Genomic DNA, 25,369 nt, shown 5'->3' with positions numbered 1-25,369 from the left:
TGGTCCTCTCTGAGGCTAACTCGGGATTTGAAGGACGCCAGGATTGCCGCTTCAGCGGGAGTGCGCGGCTTCGCCTGCAAACAGGTCTTCGACGCTCATCTTTCCGGGTGTGACGGACTGCTGCTCACAGTCTTGGAGAAACTTCTCGATGGTTGGAAGATTTGCCTCGATGCCGTATGGCCAGAAGTCGTCACCAAGAAACTCTTTGGTCCGCAACATGTTTGATGGCGCCCAGGGGAGAGGGTAACTCGGCACAGTAGTATTCGTCGCGCGTTTGACAGCCCGGTCTTTGGCCTTGGTGAATGCCTTCACCAATCCGACGTAGGCATCCGGGTGAGCCTCGTAGACCTCGCGACGAAGGGCGAGTACGTGCATGATCGGGTATTGGCCTGTCTTGCGGCTGTATGCCATCTCCTCGAACGTCCATTTTCCGAACAAGCGCTTTACCTCGGAGTCTTTGCGATCGAGACCTGCCGGTGGGCGCGTGCTGATTACAGCATCGACCTCGCGACTGAGGAGGAGTTCGTCCAAGGTGGTGCCGTCGACGCGTGTTACGTCGAATCCCGGAATATTCAGCGCGGTAGTCTTTTTGAGTTCCGATGTGCCTGTCCCGGGTTGAATCCAGCTGATGGACCTCAGGTCGACATCGTACTCGGATGCCAGCATGCCTCGCACCACAATGCCCGTAGACTGCGACCAGGTCGGAACGCCAATCCGCTTCCCGGTCAAGTCTTCCGGACTCTGCGGTCCATCCTTGTGTACGTAGATTGTGCCATGCCGGAACGAGCGTGCGGGGAACACAGGCAACACCACCAGCGAGTTGTCGCCCTGTCCAATCATCGCGGTGACGGTTGACAATGGCAACTCGGCTGCATCCCACTCGCCATCGCCGCTGAACCGACGGAATACTTCTCCGGGATTATCGAGTGGCGTGCAGTCTAATTCGCATTCGGGAACGGTAACGCGTCCATTCCAGAGATCTCTAGTGTGGTCGTAGTCGCCGAAACCGACACGAATAACCGGTCTGGTCATGATGATGCATCCTTTTTATCGCTGCTGATGAGTTTAATGTTTCTCGCCGATGTGCTCAGGTTCGCCAAGACGTTGGCTACCAGTGCCGTTCGGGATGCCACGTGAACTCCACGCGGTGGCCGTCAGGATCGATCAGGCTGCCGGTCTTCGAGCGATTGTGTACGCGAATCCGGTCGTCGTCGATGTACTGCACGTCCAGACCGTTCAGATGGGTATGGAACTCGTCCCAGTCACTCACCTCGACAGCAAAGTGAGTGATTCCGATGTTGGTCCGATCATCCGAATCGACGACGTGAAAGTGCAGATCGAACCGACCGTTGGTGAGCATCAGCAGATCTGCGTTAGCTGGGCCCTGGGGGTCGACCCGGGTGAGGCCGAAAACCTGGCCGTACCACTCCTCCGTGGTCTTCTTGTCGCGGATCGGGAAGTTGGCGTGGTGAATACTGTAGGCAATGCTATCGGCAGTCATGTTTCTTCTCTTCTCGGTGAGTGAAACTTGCGATCGAAGGTCGCTGCGGGACAGTCCAAGTCGATTCGGTCGACGAACTCCGTCAATCTAATAGTGCGGAATCCGGCGATTCCACTACCGAGTGCGCAACCTTTGATTGCATGAAAGTGGTGCCCGTCAAACCGATGGATCGCGTTTCTGTGGCGAGTTCCGGATACAGATGTGGGTTACGACCTATTTATTCGCGTGGTGCGATAGTTTCGCTCTATGCGTCGACGGAAAGCGAATATGCCATGACTTCAGATCCGGTAGCGACGGATTTCGACCCCGCATTGAAGCTCGCGCGATTCCTGCCGCGCACCGTGATCACTCGGCAGACTGCGGGACTCCTCCGTCGACTCACCGGATTAGGAGCCCTGGTGCCGCCAAAAGGTGGGGAAGTTGTCCGCTGCGACGCGAGTGTTTCAGTCCGGGTATTCCGACCCACCGCGCCCGAAATCCCCAGGCCAGGTGTGCTCTTCATCCATGGCGGTGGATATCTCATCGGCAGCGCAGCGATGGGGGATGGAATGTGCCGGAACATCGCCGCGCAATTGGGTGCTGTTGCAGCGTCGGTGGAGTACCGGCTCGCACCGCATCATCCGTATCCTGCCCCCTTGGAGGACTGCTACCGCGCACTGCGGTGGTTGGCGGATCAACCTGACGTCGACGCGAGCCGAATCGCTGTCGTGGGGGAGAGCGCCGGTGGGGGCTTGGCCGCTGCTCTGACTCTGCTGGCCAAAGAACGCGGTGAGGTGCTGCCCGCATTCCAGTTGTTGTCGTATCCCATGCTCGATGACCGGACAACCAAACGAACAGACTTCGACGAGAGCCGATTCAGGGTGTGGAGTCCCCGCAGTAACCGCTACGGATGGAGCGCGTATCTCGGATCGTCGATCACGGATGTGCCGCCGTTGGCCGCGCCCGCACGGTACGAAGATCTCACGGGACTCCCGCCGACGTGGATCGGCGTCGGAACACACGACTTGTTCTACGACGAAGACTTCAACTACGCCAAGCGGCTCATCGACGCCGGCGTTCCGTGCACACTGTTCGAGGTACCAGGTGCCTACCACGGCTTCGATCAGATCGAAGCCCGATCGACCCCGGCGCGTAACTACCGCCGCGAACAGCTGAAGGCTCTAGCTGCCGTCCTCTCCACTTAGGGAATTTGACTGCACGGCACCTACTTCGGTTCTGGGCTATCGCCTTTCGATTCCGCAAACCATGCGGCAACTTGTGTGCGCGAGGTGAAGCCGAGCTTCACCAGTAGATGCTCGACGTGGCCCTGTGCGGTGCGCGGCGAGATCACCAAGCGGGCTGCGATCTCCTTGTTGGTGAGACCGTCAGCCACCAGCGCGGCGACTTCGAGTTCGCGTTTTGTCGGCCTGCTCGACGGGCCGTTAGTGGAACTTCGCGGGCTGGTGCGTTCCTCGCCCAGTGCGTAGTCGACAGCGTCGCGGAACCGAAGGTCGGCGCCTTTGCTACGCGCATTGTTGAAGGCTCGCTCGCCCAGCGCGAGTCTGACTTTGCGTTCACAATCGTCTTGGAAGACGGCCATGCTCGGCACGACAACAGACGAACCTCCGACGGACCTGCTCGCTTTCTCAGCGGCGCCCATCAACATGGCTGCGCGTCGGGCATCCTTGCTGTCGATCGCGACCCACGACAATGCTTGCAGGCACACGCTGGCGTTCAACCGGTCATTGAGGTTGCGGCCCAATCGCAATGCCTGCTTCAGTAGTCGAGATGCCCGATCGCCATCGCCGTGCTTCCAGGCCGCAACAGCCAGCGTCCACAGGACGTACGTCCGATACACCGTTTCGCCGTGTTCCTCGGTAATGGCAAGTGCGCGTTCGTTGTATTCGATTGCTCGGTCGGTGTCATCCATCAGGTCGAGTGTCATGCCGAGGGTAAGCAAGGCAGTTACCTGGAAGGGCAGGTTCTTCTGTTCGGTGAACAACTGAGCAGCCTTTTCGAGGTGGATACACGACTCGGCAAGATCCTCGTTGAACAAGGCAAGATAGCCCTCTGCATGCTGGAGATAGGCGTTGATCAGCGGGTCGGTCGATTGGCCGGCGAGGACTCGCCCCTCCTTGACGAGTGCTTCTGATGTTTGAATATCTCCCTGGACCCCAGACAAGAGGCTTCCGGCATGAATTGCCCTGGCACGCTCGATGGTTGGCGGGCCCATTCGATATTCGCTGAATCTCCGTAACCATTGACGGCCTTCGGTGATTGCGCCACGAGCGAGCCAATAGGAAAACAGGGCCGTTGTGATCCGAGTGCCGATTTCAGGACTGTCGGACACACAGAACTCCAAAGCCTCCCGCAGATTGGACTTTTCCCGAGCGATAGTGGTGATCAACTCGATCTGCCGAGGGCTGATCCAGTCGGTATCTGCTGCGAGCGCCAGAGCTTCGAACCAATCGCGGTGTCGGCGACGAAGTTCCGTGTACTCATGCTCTCCGGCTTCTTGTGCCTTCTGTCGCCCGTAGTCACGGATTGTCTCCAGCATCCGGAAACGCACGGTGTTGTCCGATATTTCACGGATCAGTATCGACTTGTCGACCAGAAACGTCACGGCGTCGAGCACGTCCGTCGGTGTCAGCTCTCCGTCGCAAATCTGTTCTGCGGCTTTGAGTTCGAATCCACCGGAGAACACCGACAGTTGCGCCCACACTGCTTGCTCCATCGGAGTGCACAGGTCGTAACTCCAGTCGATGCACATTCGCAATGTCTGTTGCCTTGACGGTGCGTCCCTGCTTCCACTGGTCAACAAGGCGTATCGCTCGGAAAGCCGCTGCAGGATTTGTGTGGGCGACATCGCCCGCAATCGCGCCGCTGCCAACTCGATCGGTAGCGGGAGCCCGTCCAGTTGCCTACAGATCGACGCGATGGCGACTTTATTGTCCTGCGTGAGTTCGAAGCCCGGCACAACTCCGGTGGCGCGATCGACGAACAGTCGCACGGCATCGTTACTCGGCGCGCCCTTCGGTAGGTTGTCGGGATCGGGGACCGGTAGTGGGGGGACAAGGAGAATCGACTCTCCTCCGACTCCGAGTGGTTCGCGGCTCGTCGCCAGAATCTTCAGGTCGGGGCAGGCGCGTAGCAGGAATTCGGATAGCTGCGCCGCTGCAGTAACTACCTGTTCGCAATTGTCGAGTACCAGCAAAAGCTCTCGTTGAGCGAGGAACTCGGCAACCATCTCCCGGACGGGCTTCGCAGACCGGTCTTGTATCCCCAGGGTGCGTGCCACAACACCTGGGAGCAGCGATTGCTCCTGCAGCTCCGCCAACTCCACCAGCCGGACGCCGTCGGCAAAACTGTGTTGTGTCTTGGCGGCGATCCGAAATGCGAGTCGAGTCTTTCCCACTCCACCGATTCCGGTCAATGTCACCAGTCGCGCGGTCGTCAGTAGGTTCTTGGCCGTGGCGAGTTCGGTACGGCGGTCGACAAAACTGGTCAGCTCGAGCGGGAGTCCCCCGGTGCGATCCGTTGGCGGAGGAATACTTTTTTCGGGGTACTCGTTTTGCGGATGACCCTGTGCTGTGGGCGATGGGACGGATTGCGTGCGTGCAGGTTCGGAGTACAAGGACATTTCATCGACAGGCAGATCGTGGCGGCGTTGTGCTTCGCGGAGTTGTTGTCCTAGCTCCTGTGACGACGGGCGGGTTCCCGGGTTGGCGGACATGGCTCTTTCGATGAGAGCGCCGACGTCGTCCGGGATGCCGAACTCGCGTGGGTTCGGAACAGGCTCCGACGTAACTCGCAGGAACTGGGCGACCAGTCGTTCACCACTGCGACGTTCGAAAGCAGCGTGTCCGGTCAGTGTGGCGAATAACGTAGAGCCGAGACCATAGACATCCGCTGCGGAACTCGGCGGCCCGCCGGTCACGATTTCAGGCGCAATGAAGGCCGGTGAACCCGTGACAATGCCTGTGCCAGTTTCGAATCCACCGGCAAAATGAGCGATGCCGAAGTCGGACAGCGCCGGTTCGCCGTAATCGGTGAGCAGGATGTTTCCGGGCTTGACATCTCGATGCAGGATGCCGAGTCGGTGCGCGGACTCCAAGGCGCCGGCAATCTTCACTCCGAGGCGCAGTGCTTCACCTAGTGGGAGCGGTCCGTGCCGTCGGATCAGGGTGTCGAGGGAATCTTGGGCGTAGTACGGCATGACGATGAAGGGCCGTCCGCTACCGGTGACGCTGGTTTGAAAAACATTCACGATGTTGGGATGTCCGGTCAGTCGGCCTGCTGCGCGCTGCTCTCGAAAGAACCGTGCGCGGTTCTCCTCGTCGAGGTCGGTGGTGAGAACCTTTACTGCCACGGTCCGGTCGAGCGACGGCTGCCGACAGCGGTAGACGACGCCAAAACCTCCACGGCCGATCTCGGTAGCGTCCTCGAACCCGGACGCAGACAATTCCGCCGCGACCGAACCTGTCGCGTCGAATTGCGTCGCGAAGGGGTCGACATCGGTCATGGACTACATCGATCCACCTGTGCACGTCGCGTGGAAAATCCGACGAAACTCACCTATCGATGATGGTCCCTCAAAGCCCCCGCTCGCCACCCCCCAAGGCATTTTGTTGGAAATTCAAGTGAGTTGCCACAGCGCAGATTCATGTTGCGGCAACCTTGACGGCAAACGCACTCAGAAGTGCCCCGGTGACGAGGCGCTGGGCTGCCATGACCCGAGGATGATGACGAAGGTACTCGGAGACCGATGACGCAGCGAGAACTATCGCTCCGTTGATCGCCACAGCAACGGTGATTTGAACTAGTCCCAACTGGAGGAATTGACCTAGCACCGGTCCGTTTTCGGGGTGCACGAACTGAGGGACGAGTGCCGCATACATCAGCGCGATCTTGGGATTCAAGATGTTTGTCACCAATCCCATGGCGAACAACCGGAAAGGGGAGTGAGCGTCGAGTTCTCGTGCCTCGAACGGTGAGCGCCCGCCTGGTCGCAGCATGTTCCACGCGAGATATGCCAGGTAGACGGCGCCGACGAGTTTGACGGTCGTATATGCGGCCGGGACCGCCGCGAACAGCGCGGACAGTCCTGCAGCGGATGCACCCAGGTAGAAGACAAATCCCAGAGCGACGCCGCCCAGCGAGACCAATCCCGCGCGCCTGCCTTGTGAGATGGAGCGCGACGCGAGGTAGACCATGTTCGGGCCGGGGGTCAGCACCATTCCCAGCGCGATGAGCCCGATCCCGACTACGGACGCGATGGGCAGCATGTTCTCTCCTCTGTACTCGTTTGTGGACTTCGACTAGTTTCCGGTGTGAGCACTGTCCACGTCCATCGCATATTCGAGAACTATTTCGTGAAGGATTGCTTCATGGATGAACTAGCCACGCTGCGCGCGCTCCAGTCGGTCAAAGAGCATGGGACAGTGACGGCTGCCGCTGCAGTTCTGCGGCTGAGTCCGTCCGCGGTCAGCCAGCAGCTCAAGCGACTCGAAAAGGCGACGGGTCGATCCTTGTTGACGCCCACGGGGCGCAGAGTGGCTCTGACGCCCGAGGCTCATGCGCTCCTCGACGAGGCAGGTCCGGTGCTGAGTCGGTTAGAGGCCATTCTCGGTGTTTCGTCCGGTCGTGAGTCACAAGTTGCGGGCCATGTGCGTGTCGCCGCATTTACGACCGCCATCCGGCACGGTGCGCTGACGGCGATAGCCGAAGTTCAGGATCTACACCCGCAGCTCACCTGTTCACTCGCCGAGATGGACCCAGGCGAGGCGTATCACGCCCTGTCAGCCGGGATGGTAGACATTGCGGTCACACATCATTGGCAAGGGCAGCAGGCGCCGGTGTATCCGGCGATCACAGTGAGTCCCCTTGCCGACAATACTGCCGACGATCTGGTCGACGACGTTGCCGACGTAATTTGCCACCGAGACCATTCACTTGCCCAGTCGCCTGGACTCGAAGACCTCGCGACATACAGTTGGGTGTCCACCGGCGCGGGCACGATTTGTCATTCATGGCTCATCCACATGTTCGCCCTGCATGGTCATCGGCCACGAATCACCGCAGAAATTTCCGACTTCGCGCTGCATGTCCCGTTCGTAGCCGCGGGTCTCGGGCTCGCACTGGTGCCCCGTCTGGGCCGTCCCGAATTGCCTGGCGAAGTTCGTGTTCTCGAGCTCGAAGATCCGCCGGCCCGCAAGATCGGTATCGCACTGCGTACCCTTCAAGTCGGCGACAACGCAATATCGGTTGTCGGGGCTGCGTTACGATCATGCCTGCGCGATTAGGTCGAGAGTCTTTGTTTGCTAGGCGCTTTGGTGTACGTATCGTGACTAGTTTGCAGCCCCGGTAGTCGATCCTTACGCGTATATCCGTTTGGCCGAACACTCTTTCGGGTAGGTCCGACATAGTGCAGCGATTCACTCAGACACAGGCATGCCTCCAGCAGAAGAAGGGACGGACAGATGGCTCGTAGGGACTCGCAACCGCAACTCAAAGACCAGGATCTCTACGAGAAATTGCGCGAGAAAGGAGATTCCAAGGAGAAGGCGGCGCGGATCTCCAACGCAGCAGCGAATCGTGGTCGTTCGAACGTCGCTAAAACTGGCGGTCGGTCCACTTCGTACGAAGAATGGACCGTGGATGAATTGAAGACGCGAGCAAAGGAACTGGACCTGCATGGGTACTCGAAGATGAAGAAAAGTGAACTGATCGACGAACTTCGAAACCACTGAATTCCGCTCTTTCCGTTGAAGACTCGTGGTTTGTAATTGTCGAAGCCGAGGACCCCATGGCAAAAACGACCGTTCCGCCTCAATCTGCCGTCCTAGACACGCCCACTCTGGGCGTGGAGGAGGAATTCCTCCTGTGCGACCCGCTGACCAAACAGCCGAGGTTGCGCAATGCCGAAGTTGCAGCCGCAGGAAGAGACCTCGGTGTCGATCTTCAATTGGAGCTCACTCGCTGCCAGGTCGAGACCGCCACATCGATCGGGGGTCATATCCGCGACCTTCGGGATCAACTGCGTGAACTGCGCTTCGCTGCAGCAGACGCTGCCGCACACGACGGATGCCAGCTGCTGGCAGTGGGAACACCGTTCTACGATCCACCGCCCAACGAGACCACTGACACCTCGAGATATCAACGCATGGCCGGTGAATTCGGCGCTCTTACTGCGGGAGTGATGTGTGGCTGCCATGTGCATGTCGGTGTGGAGGACCGCAAACAAGCCGTTCGGATCATCAACCATCTGCGTCCGTGGTTACCGACGCTCTTGGCGTTGACTGCGAACTCGCCGATCAGTGCCGGCATCGATACTGGCTATGCCAGTTGGCGTTACATCATGTACGGGCGATGGCCGAGCTGCGGGCCGCCGCCGCACTTCGAGTCCGTGAATCACTACGACGCCGCAATCGCCACGATGCTCGAGGCGGGTGTCATTCTGGACCCCCACATGGTCTATTGGGATGTTCGGGTCTCGGATCATCTTCCTACCGTGGAGATTCGGATCAGTGACATTCCAGCCACAGTCGACGAGACGATCACGTATGCCACGCTGGTACACGCGCTTGTTGTCACCGTGATGAAAGAGATCGCGACGGGCAGCCCGGCCCCGATCATCGATCAGGAGGTATTGCGTGCGGCGTGCTGGCGGGCCGCCCGGGATGGAATTGCCGGTCGAGCTCTCGACATGGATACCGTGCGTCTGGTGCCCACGCGTCAGCTGGTTCGGCGACTGCTGGATTACGTTGCGCCGATGCTGGCCGAGTTCGGCGAGCTCGAGCGGGTTACTGCCTCACTGGAGAAAGTCTTCGAGCAGGGTAACGGGGCAATGGTGCAACGCCGCACGCTGGCACGGTCCGGCATCACCGAGGTGATCAACGAATGCGCTCGTCGCACCGCGGAAGGGTGTGATCGGCAGACGGATATCGCGCTGTCGCCGTCGTAGTGTCAATCGGCACCGACTGTGCGGGCGGACGCTTGTCGAAACAGGTCGTCGAGGCGCTGCCAGCGAGGCTCTGCGCCGAACTGGTAGCGCGCTCGTTGGTATTGCTCATCCGCACCGGCTTTGTCGCCTGTCGCGAACCGGTAGCGAAATACATCAAAGTCTATATCCGACAATGCAAATCGGACGATATCATCTGGTCCACGAAGCTGGCACATCACCTCCAGTGCGCTCGTGAGTGCGGCGCACACAATGTCAGCAGTCGCGGGGATATCGGTCTCTGCGTCGACGGTCACGTGTGGTCCGATGCCGGAGGCGATGTTCTCGATCCGGCGTCGGTACTGGCAGTCCACCTCGGCCGGGCGCTCGTTTTCCGGCTTTCCGAGGATTCGATCGAAGCCCGGAGAGTAGACACCACAATTGATGTAGAAACGTATCGATTCGTAGCTGTTTCCCGCGGACCGTTGCAGGTTGACGACGTCGACAACGTCGTCTCGCTCCCGTCTGAAGGTCAGTTTCTGCTTCCGGAACCCGTGCTGCTTGAGAAGCGGAACCGCACTCACTTCGAGGAGTGCGGCAAATGACTGCTCGGCCGTTGGCTGCTCCATTCGAACATGGTGGCAGATTGTCCTGTCAGCGGTAATTCGGGTTGTTGAACTCGGGAATCTCGATGCTGATCGGTCGAAGTTCGGACATGTAGAGCAGAACGAACTGTCGGAGTAGTTCGTCGAAGGTCCAGTAGGCATGTGGTGCAAGGGGTACGGGAAGGAGCCCTTCCCGTACCTTCACGAATGGACCCCATGCCGTTTCCAGGAGGGTGCTCCACACGGGTTCGCGCGGAATATTGAGCCAGTTGGCTATTTCGTTGCCCAGCATGAAGCGAGTCAACGCGCCGAGGATGGGCCGAGTGAGAAGTGTGAAATCGAGGCCCGCACCCAGATCGAGAAGAATGTCGGCGAGCTTGATTCCCTCGGGGGTGGGAGCCAAGATCGGGTCCAGCACTTGTGTGGCTTGAGATTCCGCGTCGTTCCACGTCGCGGGAATGTACTGATCCTCGATACCGAGAAGATGAGCGCTCAGTTGCCACGAATGCAGAAATCCGTCGGACTCGTCGGTGGGGACTTTCACGTTCCACGCGTTCAGGTTTCGCATGGCGGTAGTCGGCAAACTGTGCCAGGTGACCATCATGTCGTGCTGACTGATCGGAACGTCCTCCGGCGCCATGTGCGTCCAGTGCGGAGATTGAGGCAGCAGGTGCCGCACCGCGGCATGCACCAGTCTGGTCTTGACGGAGGTGACAATCATCTCGCCGTCAGCCTGAAATGCGTTGCGAGAACCGATGTCGTATCCCAACTTTGCGGTTTTCGAGATGCGGTTCTTCATGTTCGCTCCGCCTTTGGAGTAATACACTGCCAAGGCCTCTTTGGGGATGACAGTGCTCATCATTCCGCTGGCGAAGCCATAGAGAACACCGAGGTAGAGACCTCGTTTCTCATTGAATCGCACGGCCGCCGCGAGCTTGTTCTGATCGGTCCACGACGGTAGCTGCCGCGCTTGTTCCATGAATTCGCGGAGGTCGGACGGAAGTCCCGCTGGCAGCGGCTGACCGTTCTTCTTCCAGGTACGCAAGAGTTCGTTGACCTTTGGAACGTCACCTCGGTCGAGGAGAGATGCCACGAGCGGGTCCGCTTGGGTGTCCCATGTTTGTCTCGGATCTGCACCGTTCCCGGTTCCTGGCACCGAACCCGCTGGTGACCAGTGCCACGGCTGCGCACTGGCTGGTGCTGCGAGCGCGCTGAGTGCGCCGAGTGCTCCGAGTGTGCCGCCAACTCTCAACACATTGCGCCTACTGAGATCGTCCATGTCGTTACTCCCGGTTAGTCCGATGAAGCAATGAAACAAATCATGTATCTCCGTATCATTGGTAGCATAGCGTGATGGGCGCCACAAGTGTTTTGTCTGATTTTCCACCTGCGCACCCTCGTGGCAAGAAGGAGTGCATGTGACCCGCAAGGATCCCAATTCGTCTGCCTTGGAATCGATTACGTCCCTCGGGAGTGTGATGGCAGGCGAAGCTCCAGGCAAGGAAGATCGCTCTCGTATCCGGCTACTCGATGCGGCCCACGAACAGTTCTGCAAAGTGGGAATTCAGCGCACGTCGATGGAGGACGTGGCCCGCTCCGCCAACCTGTCCCGAATCACCGTCTACCGGAAATTTGCCACCAAGGATTCGCTCGTCGAGCAGGTTGTTCTCCGGGAGTTCCGCACATACTTCGAACAATTTCTCGTTGATATCGAGCTCGCGGAGACGGTGGATGATCGAATAGTTCTGGGGTTCGTGAGCTCGCTGCGTGCGATTTCCAACAATGCACTGATCTCGGCGCTCATCGACGCCGGCCCGCACGTACATGGATCGATCGTCGGTGATAACGGACGAACGCTCGCAATGGTGCGGCAGTTCGTTGCTTCGCAACTCCACAGGGAACAGGGCGCGGGCACTATCGCGGACGAGGTGGATGTTGATCTCGTGGCCGAGATGTTCGTCCGAGTGACGGCTTCCTTTCTGATGATTCCCAGCGAGGCCGTCAACCTTCATGACGATGCGCAGATGGAGGCACTAGCACGGCAATTCCTCGTGCCGATGATCAAAACGCAGTGTTCTGAAGAGGGTCATTAGCATCTACATGGCGTCGAGCAGCATCATCATTGCTGTTGCACGAGCACGATTTTCGATGGTGTCGACATGGAATCCGATGTGGTGGGAAAGCTTCGCCAAGCGGTGAGCGACGCTGCTGTGGTGAAGGTGCAGGCAGTCGGCCGCGGCTCTCAGTGTGCCGGATCGCAGGTACATTCTCAGTGTTTCCAGCAGTTCGGTCCCGTCCTTGGTTTCGCGAAACTCTCTGGCGCGAACCAGGTCCGGAATTCGGGTGTGATCGATCTTTGTGCCCGGTGCCAGGAGGTTGAGAGCGCCGAGATCGTCTGCGTTCACAATCGGTGTGGTGGCCGATGATTGACTGCGGGCGAATCGCGCCGTGCCGATGAGTGTGTGTATTTCGCAAGCGGCAGCAGCCAAAGATATTCCGGCGCGGACAGGCATCACTTTTGCGATTTCGGAGAATTCTGCCAACGAGATGAATGAACCAGTCACAAGATTCAGGTATTCGCCGCCCACTTCGATTCCGGTAGCTCGACCCGGCGTCGAATCCTTCGAGAATTGTAGGCGCGCAATCTCATTGGTGGTAGACACGATGGTACGCACTGAAGCGGCGGGGTCGAGGCCGAGACCCGCACATGAGGTCAGTACCGCTAGTTCGTCCATCGGGAAAAGCAGATTGTGAGTGTGTTCGGCTTCGGTCAGTAAGCGTCGGGGCCGCAAGATGATCGCGGCGGTCAGTGCCATCCGGTCGACGAGCATCTCGTCGAGCGGCAAGTTCGCACCGGGCCGCTCGATCCATACCGTACCGAGAACCTCGTCGTCGACGGTGATGTCTCTGATGATGCTTGGCGTGAGCTGGGGTTCGGGTGACCAACGGCCGTGAGGGTCACAACGGCGTAGATTCTTCTTGCTTCGGCCGTGTTCGGCAATCTCGATGCCCGCAACACAGTCCGCCAACTGGGCGCTTGCGCGGAGAAGCGATGCTGTGTCGGCACCGTGCCGCACGAGGGCATCGAAGTAGTCGATGACTCGTACCAGGCCTGCCGAGTTTGCGTCGAGCTCGGCAAGCCGGTACATCAATCCTTGCATCTTGCAAAGCTACGAGACTGGTGACAACGCGCGCAAGCCTCGCTGCAGTGCGCTGAACGCCTCGGCGCTGCTTCGTTTGGTTACCTCTGCAGTTGTGACGAGACCAGAACCGTGAAAGGTGCCGGGAAAGGAGTGGAGTTCGACGCTGACACCCGCCTGGAGTAGGCGAAGGGCGTACTCGATTCCTTCGTCACGGAGTGGGTCGAGCTCCATAGTGCACAGGTAGGTCGGGGGCAATCCTCGGAGATCGGTGGCGCGGGCCGGAGCGGCGTAGATCGAGACGTTCGGATCTTCGGGCCCCGAATACGATTCGCCGAGGTAGTACTGCCACGAAAGGATCGCGTTTGGGCGGTTCCACAGCGGAGTGTCGACGAAGTTTGTCATCGACACCGTTGTCAGCCGGTCGTCGAGTTCTGGGATCTCGAGAAGTTGAAATGCGACGGGCACAACGCCTTCATCTCGGGCTTTCAGCACTGTTCCGGCGGCAAGTCCACCGCCGGCGCTCTGGCCACCGACGGCGATGCGGCTGGGATCGATTCCCAGTTCTTCGGCGTGTGCGTGGATGTAGGCGAGCGCGGCGTAGCAGTCGTTCACGGGGCCGGGGAAGGGGGTTTCCGGGGCGAGTCGGTACTCGACATTGGCGACGGCAAATCCGAGTTCTCGCGCAACCTCAACGCAAAATGGATCAGTGGATTCGGCTGTGCCGATGGCGAATCCGCCGCCGTGGATCCAGAGAAGTACGGGGATCGGACCTGTGGCGGCAGCCGGAGTGAAGAAGCGAATGGCGACCTCGGGATCGTCGTCGATTCCGGGAGCAGATAGTTCGCGAAGCGTGACTCCGTCGAACGACAGGTCAGCCAACATGGTGCCAATTAGGGACTCGAAGTTTGCCCGTGCAGCGGGTAGGTCGGCGAAGGTGACCTTTGGGAGCATAGTGACCGCTGCGGCGAGTTCGGGGTCGAGAGTGGGGAATGATGTCATGCACCCATCATCGAGTGCGGTGTGTCTCACGTCACCAGCGGCTTGTAGGGAATTGTCGGACCTTCATCCGACGCCCGTCGGATCATCCTAGGATGACGCTGGTGGGCACACTACATCTCGTGGTCGATTCGAGCGATTCGGAAGTCGGGGCCAGGATCGGTGGACACCCGCCCCAGGTTTTTGACGGACAGCCGATTCTGCAGACGCACGAGTATCTTCTGACGCTTGCGGCACATACGGCGCCGTGGCTCGGTGACCGAGAGCTTTCGGTATTCGTCCGTCGCGGCTTCTCCATCGGCGACGACGACCTCGAATACCCGGGCATCGGGGTTCGGGCAGTATTGCATCCGCCGTCCGCTCGTAGTGCGGCATCAGCCGGAAGACATAGTGGGTTGGGGAGCGCCGCCTTGATTCAAGTTCCCGCAGACGACGAGGTGATGCCGTTGGTACTGATCGCGCCGCAACCGGTACTCATACAAAATGAACCGTCCTATGCCGATGCCGTCGAGGCGGACGGGCATCGCTTCCTGTTCCAGATCAATGAAGAGGGGTGGCCGGTGGTTGCCGAGCCGCAATCCGAGTTCGTGGAGGAATACCTGTTTGGCTACGGCTCAGTGTATTTCTACGGGAGCGCTGACGCGACCGGGCTCGCCAATGAAGTCGTGCCGGGATTTCTCGACTTCTGAGCTGCCCGACGACCCTTCTGCCGATACCGTGGGCAACGTATTCGACCGGCGGACTTGTCCTTCGAAAATTAGTTTCGGAAGTTTGTCGATCGGCGTCTTTGCCGTTCGACGTGTAGACAGAGGGACCGAATGAGCGGTCCACAAACGAAGGAGATTCCCATGAAGTACATGCTGATCATGCGGTCCACCGACGAAGCCATCGAAGCGTCGAAGGACATGGATTTCGACGAAATTATCGCCGCGATGGGCCAGTACAACGAGTCCCTGATCAAGGCGGGAGTCCTCCTCGCAGGTGAGGGCCTGGCGATGGAGGAGGGATTCATCGTCGATTTCGAATCCGATCCGCCGCTCGTGTCCGACGGTCCGTACGGCGAGACCAAGGAGCTGTTCTCGGGCTTCTGGATCCTTCAGACCTCCACCAAGGACGAGGCCCTGGAGTGGGCCAAGCGCTGCCCCCTTGGACCGGGCAGCAAGCTCGAGGTTCGCCGCGTTTCGGAGATGGAAGATTTCGACCAGAGCAACGAGTACATCCAGAAGGAAGCCGGCTGGCGTGAAGAGTTGGGTACTGATCGCCCTGTCTCGAGCTGAGTCGTGACTGATGATGCGGTGAGGAACGCCGTCGATGCGGTGTGGCGCATTGACGGCGCGAAGATCGTCGCCGCACTCACTCGTACTGTCGGCGATTTGGATCTTGCCGAAGATGTTGCGGGGCAGGCACTGCTCGAAGCGATCGAGCAGTGGCCTGCCACGGGCATTCCCCGCAATCCGGCAGCATGGCTGACCTCCGTCGCCACGCGGCGCGCCATCGACGGGTGGCGTCGACGAGAACGCCTCGACGAGCGATACGCGCACTTTGCGCGTGAGCTCGAGAACGATGCGAATCGGTTCGACGAAGACGGTTGGGATCCGGATCGCATCGACGATGATGTTCTTCGGTTGATTTTCATGGCCTGTCATCCGGTCTTGAATCGAAAAGCTCAGGTGGCATTGACTCTTCGCGTGGTCGGAGGCTTGACGACGGAGGAAATCGCAAAGGCGTTTCTCGTGCCGACCGCAACGATGCAGCAGCGGATAGTTCGTGCGAAGAAGACCCTGACGGCGGCCAAGGTGGTCTTCGAAGTGCCTCCGCGGGATGAGTTCCCGAGTCGGTTGAGCGCTGTTCTCGGCGTGCTGTATCTGATTTTCAACGAGGGCTATGCCGCCAGTTCGGGAACCGAATGGATGCGGACCGACCTCAGCAGTGAAGCATTGCGGCTGACGAGAATTCTTGCGGAACTTGTTCCGCGGGAACCGGAAGCGCACGGTCTCGTGGCGTTGATGGAGCTGTCGGCGTCACGATTTGGCGCACGCACCACCGCCGACGGTGAACCGATATTGCTGTCGGATCAGGATCGGGCGCGGTGGGATCGGACCCAGATCACCCGCGGTCTGGTTGCTTTGGCAAGGGCGGACGACGTCGGGCGTGGTCGAGGGCCTTACGGACTGCAGGCCGGGATTGCCGAATGTCATGCACGAGCAGCAACTTTCGAAGAAACGGACTGGAAGAAGATCGTGCTGTTGTACGAGGCGCTGCAACAGCTTGCCCCATCGCCGGTCGTGGATCTCAACCATGCTGCAGCGGTATCGATGGCATACGGTCCGGCGCCTGCTCTCGAGTTCGTCGACAAGCTTGTTGCTTCCGGTGAACTTGCCGGATATCACCTGCTGCCCAGTGTTCGGGGTGAGTTGCTCGGCAGGCTCGGGCGAACCGAGGAGGCTCGTACCGAACTGCTCGAGGCCGCTCGTTTGGCCGGAAACGAACGTGAGAAGGCGGTGCTCATCGCCAAGGCGGACGCACTTCGTGACCGGCAAACCTGAGCGCGGGAACTGCTTCAGGCTGTTTTTGCGCGATGGGTTCGTTCGTAGCCTTTCCGATCGTAGAGGCGTGTGACAACAAATCCGAGCACCAGTCCGATTGCCAGGCCGAGCAACGTCATCCAGATTGCGTGGGTCAGGCCGGCGTCGCCGTGGGCGCCGAAGAACAGGATTGCGCGGGTGCCCATGTAGATCTGGTGCATCGGTTCGAACTGCGCAAGCCAGGAGTAGAGGCCGGGGCTTGCTTCGAGCGGAATCGTGCCACCGGACGATGGCAGGGCGAGGATGACAAAGACGAACAGGTTGATCAGCATGCCGAGCGAGCCGAACGCCGCCATCACCGACATGGCGGTGACTCCGACCGCGATGATCACGAGGGTGCCGTATGCCCACAAGGCAAAGCCTTGTGTGACAGGCATTCCGAGGGTGCGGCTGATCAACTGGAACAGTCCGGACACCACACCGGACAGCACGATCATGAAGCCCCATTTTATGAGAAGTGTTTGAAATCTATTGATCCCGACTACGTCGTTCTGTACGAACAGGGGACCGAACTCGGTGGGTGCGTAGCCGAGCATTCCGTCTACCAGGGAATTGACGACTGTCGCTCCGGTGAATCCGGCGAGGACCAGCAGTAGGGCGAAATAGAAAGCGACAAGACCGAATCCTGTACCGTCGGGAAGCGGATCATGCGCGACCGTAAGAACATTCACCGGATTTTCGAGGAGAAGTCGACTGGCGCCGGACAGCTGCATTCCGGTACCACCTGCCTGCAATTGTTGTGTGACAAGCGTGGTGAGTTGCTCACCCATGTTCTTGTTGACCGGCTCCAGGGCAGTTGTCCCGATCGACTGCACCAGCGACGCGGAGATGGAACCGGCTCGTGGATTGGTGTAGATGGTGATGATCGGTTGTTGCACCTCTGTGGCGGCGACGCTTCCCTGCGCCAGAGCTATTGTCTGCTGGGTGAAGTCGCGGGGGATGACGATGGAGCCGTAGAGCGTCCCGGAGCTGAGTCGTGATTGCGATTCGATGAGACTGAGCTGCTGTAAGTCGATTTTCTCGGGATCGATCCCGTCTTCGAGCGCGGCGGCGATGTCGTTTCCGAAGTTCTCGACTGCAGCGGGATCGCTTCCGGGCAAGGTACCGCCGACATCTTCGTTCACCAGAGCGATCGGGAACTCGTCCAGATGCTTCTTGGGGTCGAGGATTCCGCCCATATACAGCGCAGCGAGCGCCGACATCAGCAACAGCACAACGATCACCGGTGCCAGCCAGAATCGCGGTGTGTGCGGAACTGAACGGGCGGATGGCGTGTCGTGTGTGCTCATCGTCAGTCGACCGGCTTTCTCGTGCGCGGACAGTGTGTGACTGAGCGTAGAGGCAAAGGTGTGGTGCTGCCGTCCTTGACGTTCTTCAGGAAAACCACTGATCCGGATTTGTTCGAGCAGCATCAACAACTTCGTCGATTGCATCGGTCGTGAGTGCGGGCTGCTCGGTGTGGACGTAATGGCCGGCATCGGTGTCCAGATCGAGGTGTGCGTGTAGCCGTTCGGCCAGAGCCTGCTGTCCGGCAATGTGGGCCGCGAATATCGTCGGACCGAAATCGACAGGTATCCCTGGTGGCAATTCACCTGCAGCCGAGAGTGGTTCAAGGTCGAACGGTTGATCGGAGACAAGGATCCCAACGGGCATCGGAGGAGGATCGCCTGCGTCGCGTAGTGATTGGAAGCTGGGTTCCAAACTGCTCTTCTCCTGGTTGTACGGTTCGAGATCAGGAGAGTAATTGCTGTTGAGCGTGAGCCACCACTGCTGCTCTTGTGGAGTCAGGCCGTCGTAGAGAAGTTCGGTGAGGGTATCGACGAGCACCAGGCCGTCGACGTCGGTCGGATAGGTGTCGGCATAGAGCCGAGCGATCAAGCCACCCCAGGAGTGAGCGACCAGGACATAGGGGCCGGGAACGTCGGCCGCACTCAGCAAAGCGTGAAGGTCGCGCATTCCGTCTTCGGCGGTAGTGGGCTGGGGGACCGGAGTGGAACGGCTTGCGTCTACTTGCTCGCCGGTGATGGTGACAGTTCCGGGGCGGTCGTAAGCGCACACCCGGGTCGTCTCGGCCACGCCGTCGAAAACTGCAGTTTCGGTCGGATTCGGATCTGCGACGGTTTTCCAGACATCTGCGCGATCGGTTCGACCGGACACGAACACGACCGTGGGCGATCCGGTCCCCTTGCAGGTCAAATACATGCTGCGGCCGTCACCGATGTCCACCAGTCCAGCGAAGTCGCCGTTTCCAGGAGTACCAGTAGCTGTACTGACATCCGTACTGGGCGAATCCGAGCATCCGCCCAAGAACAATGTGCAAGCTGCAAGTGACGCCACGATTCGCGAGTTGAGTTTCATGGTGTTGCTCCTCCCGGCCGGCAGGGTGCGCAAGGTCAGGGGTACCCAAGCTGTGGGCTGTCTAATTGCCGACTTGTCGGGAGCTGTGCTTGAGATCGCCGTTAGGTTCGGGAAATGTGCGCCTCGGCGTTTGTCACTATTCTTCGAAAGGTAGTTCTCTATGCGTATTTACAACTTATCGGGCCGGGCCTGTCTTGGAATGGACGCCGGTGCTGTTGATATCGAGATTGCCAGCAACGGGACCTTCTCCTCGGACGTGCAAAGTCTTTACTCGCGGTGGGATGAGTTCGTGCAGTGGGCGAGTGAGTTCGAGGGCGCTCCTGGAGTGAAGATCGACAACTCGGCGTTGGGAAGCCCGGTGCCGTTGCCGCCACAGATCTTTGCGATCGGCTTGAACTACCGGGACCATGCAGTGGAGTCCGGCCTGGAGATCCCCGAGATACCGGTGGTATTCGGGAAGTTTCCGGCGTCGGTGACCGGTCCACACGGCAAGATTCTGTTGCCGGAGGGCGCTGTCGATTTCGAGACCGAACTTGTCGCGGTGATCGGTAGGCGGGCGGAGAACGTGAGTGCCGCGGATGCATGGGGTCATGTAGCAGGACTGACCGTGGGCCAGGATCTGTCCGAACGGCACACACAGTGGCGAGGTACCGCGCCGCAGCAGTTCGGTCTGGCGAAGTCGTTCCCAGGTTTCAGTCCGATGGGGCCGGTCTTGGTCTCACCCGATGAATTCGAGAATCCGGATGACCTCGAGCTGGGATGCTCGATCAACGGCACCTTGATGCAGAAGAGTCGCACCAGCGACATGATCTTCACGATTCCGGAAGTTATCGAGTACCTGTCCCGCATCGTGCCTCTTCTGCCGGGCGACGCGATCTTCACCGGTACGCCGGCAGGTGTCGGCTTCAGCCGCAACCCGAAGGTGCTGCTCGGAGCGGGTGACACGCTGAAGACATACGTGGAAGGTATCGGCGAGATGCGGCATACCTTCGATCTCAGGGTCGTCTAGAGGCTTCAGATCTGCGCAATGGCCGCGCCGGAGGTGAACAACCTCCGGCGCGGCCATTTTGTGTCTCGGGCATATGGAGAAGGCCGGCAAACCATGCTCTAGCTGCAGTTTTGATGCCGCGCCATTCTGTCTGAGCGATCCCATCGGGCACCAAATGCGGCCCCGGTCACAAAAGCTCATTGACGTACCCCGCTTCGTGGTTTCTAATAGACGCATCGTGCATATAGTGCGCTAAGGCACGCGATAGTTGCATTAGCACAGATAGGAAGCCATGAAAACCACTCAGGACACCGAAGTACTCATCGTCGGCGCCGGTCCCGCCGGCCTGATGTTGGCGAACATCCTCGGCATGTACGGCAAGCAGGTCACCGTGCTCGAGGCCATGGATACGCTGATCGACTACCCGCGTGGTGTGGGACTCGACGACGAGTCGTTCCGCACCATTCAGACGGTGGGCCTGGTGGATGCGATCCGTCCGCACACAAATCCGCAGCACATCATGCGTCTGGTCAACGGTGCCGGAAAGGTCATGCTGGTCAACAACCCGCAGACCGTGGAATTCGGCTGGGAACGTAAGCACGGCTTCATCCAGCCGGAAGCCGACAAGGCGCTGTATGAGGGACTGTCCCGGTTCGGGAACGTTCAGGTGTTGTTCGGTCATCGCGTCGAGAACGTCGAAGAAGATGGCCAGTCGGTTACCGCTATCGCGTTGGTTTCTCGCCCCGACGGAACCATCGAAGAACGGCGATTCAGTGCGCAGTACCTGGTGGGGTGTGAAGGTGGTAAGTCTCCGACCCGCAAGCGTCTCGGTGTCAGCTTCGAGGGTGAATCACCTTCTACACGTTGGCTTGTCGTGGACGTCAACAACGATCCGCTGGGAACACCCAACGTGTTCCTGGGTGCCGATCCGAAGCGTCCGTACGTGTCCATCGGTCTACCCCACGCGGTTCGGCGCTGGGAATTCATGCTGCACGACGACGAAACCGAAGAGCAGGTCACTGACCCCGACTACGTGAATGCTCTTCTGGCAGATCATGTTCCCAACCCGGCGGAACTCGATTTCATTCGACGACGCGTCTTCACCCATCACGGCCGCGTCGCTTCCGACTTCCGCAAGGGCCGCCAATTGATCGCGGGCGACGCCGCGCACCTGATGCCGGTGTGGATGGGTCAGGGCTGGAATTCGGGTATGCGCGACGCAACCAATCTTGGGTGGAAGTTGGCCGCCGTACTTTCCGGTCAGGCGGACGACGCACTGCTCGATACCTATACGTCGGAGCGCAAGGATCACGCCCAGGCAATGGTGGATCTGTCGCTGACGTTCGGACGGCTCATCAAGATCACCAATCCGGTCGGTGCTGTACTCCGCGACGCTGCGTCGTCGGTGCTCAATCTCTTCCCTCAGGTCAAGAGCTACTTCGCGGACATGCGCTTCAAGCCGATGCCGCGCTACACCAGGGGAGTGCTGGCCGACCCGAACACTCGGGAATCGGGAAGTGCAGCAGCGAAACTCACGAGCAAGCTCATCCCGGTGCTGACCGCCAACGTCAAGAACTCACCGGTTGGCGTCCAGTTCCCGCAGCCGCGTGTGAACTCGCGGGATGCGTCGGACCAACTGCTCGACGACGCGATCGGCAACTGGTGGTCGGTAATCGTGTGGGGCAACAGCCCCAAGGACGTGCTCCCACAGGATTCGCTCGACAAGTTGTCTCTACTCGGTGCCCGCCTTGTTGCGGTAGTTCCGGAGACCCAGCGCGAATGGGCTCAGAAGCACATGGATCCGGACGTTATGGTCCTCGGCGATCACACCGGCCGACTCAAGAAGTGGTTCGACGACCGTCCCACTCCCTTGGTCTTCCTTCGCCCGGACCGTTTTGTTGCCGGCGCCTGCCTGACGCAGCATGCCCCGGCGACGTTGGACGCGATCCTGGCCGCAATGAAGTTCACGCCGGCCGGCGCTGTCGCGGACGCAGTCGCAGTGCCGGTCGCGCTCTAACCATCCGCCACACACACTCTTACGAGAAAGCCAGATATATGACTACAACCGAGATTCCCGCGTACATCACCGACGATTTCTTCGGCCTCGAAGACAAGTGGATCGAGACCGCAGACGGTGAACTCACCCACTACCACGAACTGGGCGAAGGTACCCCGATCCTGTTCCTGCACGGTTCGGGCACCGGCGTCACCGCCGCCGCCAACTGGTGGCTCAATCTTCCGGTTCTCAGCGAGCAGGGTCGATGCATCGCAATCGATTCCATCGGCTACGGGCAGAGCGTTGTTGCTCCGAACACCGAGTACGGCATCAAGGAATGGGTTCGCCACGCGGTGCGCGTTCTCGACGCCCTCGGCATCGAGAAGACGTGGATTGTCGGAAACTCCCTCGGTGGTTGGCTTGCATTCCAGTTTGCCATCGATTTCCCGGAACGCCTTCTGGGGATCGTCTCGATGGGCACGGGCGGCGCAAAGTTGACGGGCGCCCTGGCCGGTCACTCCAACCCGAACCTGACTGAAGCCGGCATTCGCAAGACCCTCGAACTCTTTGTTGTCGACAAGTCGCTTGTCACTGACGAATTGGTGTCCCTGCGCTACCAATCCGCGCTCAACGATACGGCCTCGGATCGCCTCGCCGAGGTGGTCGCAGCCCGAGACCGTGACCGCACCGAACTACCGCTCGATTTCGATGTGCTCTCTCGTTTGGATGTTCCGGTTCTGCTGATCCACGGTGTCCAGGACGTGGTGATCCCCGTCTCGCGTACGTGGGAGTTACTCAACGTCATCCCGAATGCCGACGTGCATATCTTCAGCCAGTGTGGCCACTGGTCACAGGTCGAGCGGGCAGAAGAGTTCAATACCGTTATCACGCAGTATCTTTCCGCTCGGGGTGTGAGTCGGTCATGAAGCAGGCTTTGCTGTGCATGTCGCACAGCCCACTGTTGCACCACCTCGACCCGCCGGCCGATGTCAAAGCATCGGTGGAAGCAGCGTTCGACCAGGCCCGCGCATTTGTTCACAATTTCGATCCCGATGTGATCGTTAACTTCGGACCCGATCACTACAACGGATTCTTCTACGATCTGATGCCGCCGTTCTGCATCGGCTACAAGGCAAAGGGCAGTGGCGATTACGACTCGTTTGCCGGTGAACTGAACGTGCCGGAAGCTATGGCCGAGGACTTGGCGCAGTTCGTGATGGATCAGGGGCTCGACATTGCGATTTCACGTCAGATGGAGGTCGATCACGGTGCGGTGCAACCGATGGAGATCATCTACGGAGACGTAGCGTCCAAACCGCTGATCCCAGTCTTCGTCAATTCGGTTGCCAGGCCGTTCGTGAAGGTTGCCCGCGTGCGTAAGTTCGGCGAGGCCGTCGGCGCGTATTTCAAGAATTCCGACAAGAAGGTGCTGTTCATCGGTTCCGGTGGGCTGTCACATGATCCGCCGGTTCCGCAGATCGCCACCGCCGACGAGGCTCAGCGCAAGATGCTGACCGACGGCCGGAATCCGACGCCGCAGGCGCGTGCGGCCAGGCAACAGCGAGTCATCGACACGGCCGTCAAGTTCGCGGCGGACGAGGCCGACATCATGGATCTGAATCCGGAGTGGGACAGAGGATTTCTCGACGTGTGCGCGTCCGGGCGGATCGAGGATTTCGATCGCTACACCGCAGACGACATGGATGCGGTAGCCGGGCACTCCTCGCATGAGGTGCGCAACTGGGTGGCTGCCTACTCTGCCCTACGGGCCTGCGGTGAATACGAGATCGCCTACGAGTTCTACCGGCCGATCAAGGAATACATCTCCGGCTTTGCCGTCACGACCGCGATTCTGCGGGATATCTGATTCTTGCTACTCGGGGGAAGCCCCCTCCCATCTTATGAAAGTAGACCTCGATGGATGTTCGTGAAGCGATTCGGACGCAACCGATGCGCCGATATCAGATTTCGACAATCGCGATCTGTCTGATCCTCAGCATGATCGACGGTTTCGAGATCCTGGTCATGGCGTTCGTAGCGCCTCACCTCGGAAAGTCCTGGGACATCAGCTCCGTCGAGATCGGCTACCTGCTCAGTGCCGGCATCATCGGCACGGCTCTGGGTGCAATTTTCATCTCCCCATTGGCGGACAAGATCGGTAGGCGCCGGCTTGCGATCTGGTGTCTCGTCGGTATCACCGTCGGAATGGCGTTGTCTGCCTGCGCCGTCAACGTTCCCCAGCTCATCGCATTCCGTGCGTTTGCCGGCTTGGGGATCGGCGGACTGGTCGCGAACCTGAATGTTCTTGTATCGGAGTTCAGTTCGGACAAGCGTCGTGGTACCGCACTGGGAATCTATGGTGTCGGCTACCCCCTCGGTGGAGCCGTGGGTGGCGCGATTTCCGGCGTCCTGATTTCCGTGTTCGACTGGCGGTCGGCGTTCATCTTCGGCACGATCATCACCGCAATCATGCTGGTTGTCGTGATCAAGACCCTGCCGGAATCCATCGAGTTCCTCATCGAGAAGCGGCCGGTCGGGGCACTGGAGCGGTACAACGAGATCGCGGATCGGCTCGGCTACGAGCAGTCGTCGGAACTGCCCGTTCCGATTCGAAAGACCGAACGTGTTGTGCGGGACGGCCTTTTCAAGGGAATCATGCTGCGTCGCACGGTTTTCCTCTGGCTCGGGTACTCATGCTTGATCGCGTCGTTCTACTTCGCCAATACCTGGACGCCGAAGTTGCTGTCCGATGCAACGGGGGATTCGAACATGGGCGTCACTGCCGGTGTGCTCGTCAACGTCGGTGGTGTCATCGGATCGATCATTTTTGCGGGCCTGTCGATCGTGTTGCGGCCGAGAGTTGTGACAGTTCTCTTGATGTTCGGTGGAGTATTTGCGTTCATCGGTTACGCCTCCGGATTCCACATCGTCGCCCTGGCTTTGACGCTCGCGGTACTGGTCGGCATTTTTGCCAATGGCGGCATCACCGGTTTCTACGCGATCAGCCCGCCCATCTACCCGGCGGCAGCCCGGGGCACCGGTGTGGGCTGGATGATCGGGTGCGGTCGCACGGTCTCGATTATCGCTCCGATTCTGACCGGCTACCTGCTCGATGGTGGCTGGACTCCGAAGAGCGTCTACATGATGTTCGGTGGGGTGTTGGTGATCGCCGGAATCGCGACGTTGCTTCTCGACGCGACCTACCGCGGCCGCAGTGAGAATCCGGAGACTCCGGAGGCGAGACGGGAAGAGGACCTGGCCGCCGCAGCCACTGCTTGA

At 59.6% G+C, this 25,369-nt stretch carries 23 protein-coding genes; 13 read left to right on the top strand and 10 right to left on the bottom strand.

Going from position 1 to position 25,369, the window contains the following annotated elements; genetic code table 11:
- Nucleotides 1-51 precede the first annotated feature (51 nt).
- Nucleotides 52-1,032, bottom strand: a complete 981-nt coding sequence (locus tag C7T36_RS12300) for a hypothetical protein (RefSeq protein ID WP_052683414.1) — start codon at nucleotides 1,030-1,032, stop codon at nucleotides 52-54.
- A gap of 76 nt (nucleotides 1,033-1,108) precedes the next feature.
- On the bottom strand, nucleotides 1,109-1,501 hold the full coding sequence (locus C7T36_RS12295; protein WP_045065672.1) for a VOC family protein: 393 nt from the start codon (nucleotides 1,499-1,501) through the stop codon (nucleotides 1,109-1,111).
- A 272-nt stretch (nucleotides 1,502-1,773) separates the two neighbouring features.
- On the opposite strand from C7T36_RS12295, the gene C7T36_RS12290 reads away from it, so the two are divergent.
- The gene (locus C7T36_RS12290; protein ID WP_045065670.1) at nucleotides 1,774-2,685 is read left to right on the top strand and encodes an alpha/beta hydrolase; all 912 of its coding nucleotides are present in this window, start codon (nucleotides 1,774-1,776) and stop codon (nucleotides 2,683-2,685) included.
- Nucleotides 2,686-2,705: 20 nt separating this feature from the next.
- Here the strand turns inward: C7T36_RS12290 and C7T36_RS12285 are convergent, their stop codons facing one another.
- Together C7T36_RS12285 and C7T36_RS12280 are read right to left on the bottom strand one after the other, a co-directional pair.
- A complete protein-coding gene (locus tag C7T36_RS12285) occupies nucleotides 2,706-6,002 on the bottom strand; it encodes a protein kinase (RefSeq protein WP_045065667.1) in 3,297 nt (1,098 codons plus the stop codon).
- Nucleotides 6,003-6,141: 139 nt separating this feature from the next.
- The gene (locus C7T36_RS12280; protein WP_033233756.1) at nucleotides 6,142-6,765 is read right to left on the bottom strand and encodes a LysE family translocator; all 624 of its coding nucleotides are present in this window, start codon (nucleotides 6,763-6,765) and stop codon (nucleotides 6,142-6,144) included.
- A 102-nt stretch (nucleotides 6,766-6,867) separates the two neighbouring features.
- Here C7T36_RS12280 and C7T36_RS12275 point away from each other — a divergent pair, with 102 nt between their 5' ends.
- From C7T36_RS12275 to C7T36_RS12265, 3 genes are all read left to right on the top strand, one after another.
- Nucleotides 6,868-7,782, top strand: a complete 915-nt coding sequence (locus tag C7T36_RS12275) for a LysR family transcriptional regulator (protein ID WP_052683411.1) — start codon at nucleotides 6,868-6,870, stop codon at nucleotides 7,780-7,782.
- Nucleotides 7,783-7,959: 177 nt separating this feature from the next.
- Nucleotides 7,960-8,229, top strand: coding sequence for a Rho termination factor N-terminal domain-containing protein (locus C7T36_RS12270; protein ID WP_045065664.1), 270 nt, complete (start codon nucleotides 7,960-7,962; stop codon nucleotides 8,227-8,229).
- A gap of 56 nt (nucleotides 8,230-8,285) precedes the next feature.
- The gene (locus C7T36_RS12265) at nucleotides 8,286-9,443 is read left to right on the top strand and encodes a glutamate--cysteine ligase (RefSeq protein ID WP_045065663.1); all 1,158 of its coding nucleotides are present in this window, start codon (nucleotides 8,286-8,288) and stop codon (nucleotides 9,441-9,443) included.
- A 2-nt stretch (nucleotides 9,444-9,445) separates the two neighbouring features.
- Here the strand turns inward: C7T36_RS12265 and C7T36_RS12260 are convergent, their stop codons facing one another.
- Complete coding sequence (locus C7T36_RS12260) at nucleotides 9,446-10,048, bottom strand: DUF4304 domain-containing protein (RefSeq protein ID WP_045065662.1); 603 nt, start codon at nucleotides 10,046-10,048, stop codon at nucleotides 9,446-9,448.
- 25 nt (nucleotides 10,049-10,073) lie between these two features.
- Complete coding sequence (locus C7T36_RS12255) at nucleotides 10,074-11,303, bottom strand: oxygenase MpaB family protein (RefSeq protein ID WP_033233753.1); 1,230 nt, start codon at nucleotides 11,301-11,303, stop codon at nucleotides 10,074-10,076.
- A 199-nt stretch (nucleotides 11,304-11,502) separates the two neighbouring features.
- Between C7T36_RS12255 and C7T36_RS12250 the strand changes: the two genes are divergently transcribed.
- Complete coding sequence (locus tag C7T36_RS12250; protein WP_052683480.1) at nucleotides 11,503-12,117, top strand: TetR/AcrR family transcriptional regulator; 615 nt, start codon at nucleotides 11,503-11,505, stop codon at nucleotides 12,115-12,117.
- 3 nt (nucleotides 12,118-12,120) lie between these two features.
- On the opposite strand, the gene C7T36_RS12245 is transcribed toward C7T36_RS12250, so the two are convergent.
- Entirely contained in the window at nucleotides 12,121-13,185 is a 1,065-nt protein-coding gene (locus tag C7T36_RS12245; protein WP_239654649.1) for a helix-turn-helix domain-containing protein, read from the bottom strand.
- Between the two features lie 9 nt (nucleotides 13,186-13,194).
- Nucleotides 13,195-14,166 carry an alpha/beta hydrolase gene (locus C7T36_RS12240; RefSeq protein ID WP_033233752.1) on the bottom strand — a complete coding sequence of 324 codons (972 nt, stop codon included), beginning with the start codon at nucleotides 14,164-14,166 and terminating at the stop codon, nucleotides 13,195-13,197.
- A 92-nt stretch (nucleotides 14,167-14,258) separates the two neighbouring features.
- Between C7T36_RS12240 and C7T36_RS12235 the strand changes: the two genes are divergently transcribed.
- The 3 genes from C7T36_RS12235 (at nucleotide 14,259) to C7T36_RS12225 (ending at nucleotide 16,709) form a co-directional block, all read left to right on the top strand.
- Complete coding sequence (locus C7T36_RS12235) at nucleotides 14,259-14,852, top strand: hypothetical protein (RefSeq protein ID WP_045065660.1); 594 nt, start codon at nucleotides 14,259-14,261, stop codon at nucleotides 14,850-14,852.
- Between the two features lie 159 nt (nucleotides 14,853-15,011).
- Nucleotides 15,012-15,440, top strand: coding sequence for a YciI family protein (locus C7T36_RS12230; RefSeq protein ID WP_033233750.1), 429 nt, complete (start codon nucleotides 15,012-15,014; stop codon nucleotides 15,438-15,440).
- Nucleotides 15,441-15,443: 3 nt separating this feature from the next.
- Nucleotides 15,444-16,709, top strand: a complete 1,266-nt coding sequence (locus C7T36_RS12225; protein ID WP_045065656.1) for an RNA polymerase sigma factor — start codon at nucleotides 15,444-15,446, stop codon at nucleotides 16,707-16,709.
- A 14-nt stretch (nucleotides 16,710-16,723) separates the two neighbouring features.
- On the opposite strand, the gene C7T36_RS12220 is transcribed toward C7T36_RS12225, so the two are convergent.
- Nucleotides 16,724-18,037: a YhgE/Pip domain-containing protein gene (locus C7T36_RS12220; RefSeq protein WP_045066781.1), complete on the bottom strand. Its 1,314-nt coding sequence runs from the start codon at nucleotides 18,035-18,037 to the stop codon at nucleotides 16,724-16,726.
- Between the two features lie 85 nt (nucleotides 18,038-18,122).
- Nucleotides 18,123-19,106: an alpha/beta fold hydrolase gene (locus C7T36_RS12215; RefSeq protein WP_052683409.1), complete on the bottom strand. Its 984-nt coding sequence runs from the start codon at nucleotides 19,104-19,106 to the stop codon at nucleotides 18,123-18,125.
- Nucleotides 19,107-19,266: 160 nt separating this feature from the next.
- Between C7T36_RS12215 and C7T36_RS12210 the strand changes: the two genes are divergently transcribed.
- From C7T36_RS12210 to C7T36_RS12190, 5 genes are all read left to right on the top strand, one after another.
- Nucleotides 19,267-20,115 (top strand): fumarylacetoacetate hydrolase family protein, encoded by an 849-nt coding sequence (locus C7T36_RS12210; protein ID WP_045065654.1) that lies wholly within the window; start codon nucleotides 19,267-19,269, stop codon nucleotides 20,113-20,115.
- Nucleotides 20,116-20,386: 271 nt separating this feature from the next.
- Nucleotides 20,387-22,111, top strand: coding sequence for a bifunctional 3-(3-hydroxy-phenyl)propionate/3-hydroxycinnamic acid hydroxylase (locus C7T36_RS12205; RefSeq protein WP_045065652.1), 1,725 nt, complete (start codon nucleotides 20,387-20,389; stop codon nucleotides 22,109-22,111).
- Nucleotides 22,112-22,149: 38 nt separating this feature from the next.
- A complete protein-coding gene (locus tag C7T36_RS12200) occupies nucleotides 22,150-23,016 on the top strand; it encodes an alpha/beta fold hydrolase (protein WP_045065649.1) in 867 nt (288 codons plus the stop codon).
- Nucleotides 23,013-23,957 carry a 3-carboxyethylcatechol 2,3-dioxygenase gene (locus tag C7T36_RS12195; protein WP_033233746.1) on the top strand — a complete coding sequence of 315 codons (945 nt, stop codon included), beginning with the start codon at nucleotides 23,013-23,015 and terminating at the stop codon, nucleotides 23,955-23,957. Before C7T36_RS12200 ends, C7T36_RS12195 begins: the two co-directional genes overlap by 4 nt.
- 50 nt (nucleotides 23,958-24,007) lie before the next feature.
- Nucleotides 24,008-25,369 carry an MFS transporter gene (locus C7T36_RS12190; RefSeq protein WP_045065648.1) on the top strand — a complete coding sequence of 454 codons (1,362 nt, stop codon included), beginning with the start codon at nucleotides 24,008-24,010 and terminating at the stop codon, nucleotides 25,367-25,369.

The sequence above is a fragment of the Rhodococcus sp. AD45-ID genome, from assembly GCF_003023755.1.
Lineage (GTDB): Bacteria > Actinomycetota > Actinomycetes > Mycobacteriales > Mycobacteriaceae > Rhodococcus_F > Rhodococcus_F globerula.
This window is presented reverse-complemented; position numbering and strand designations above follow the sequence as displayed.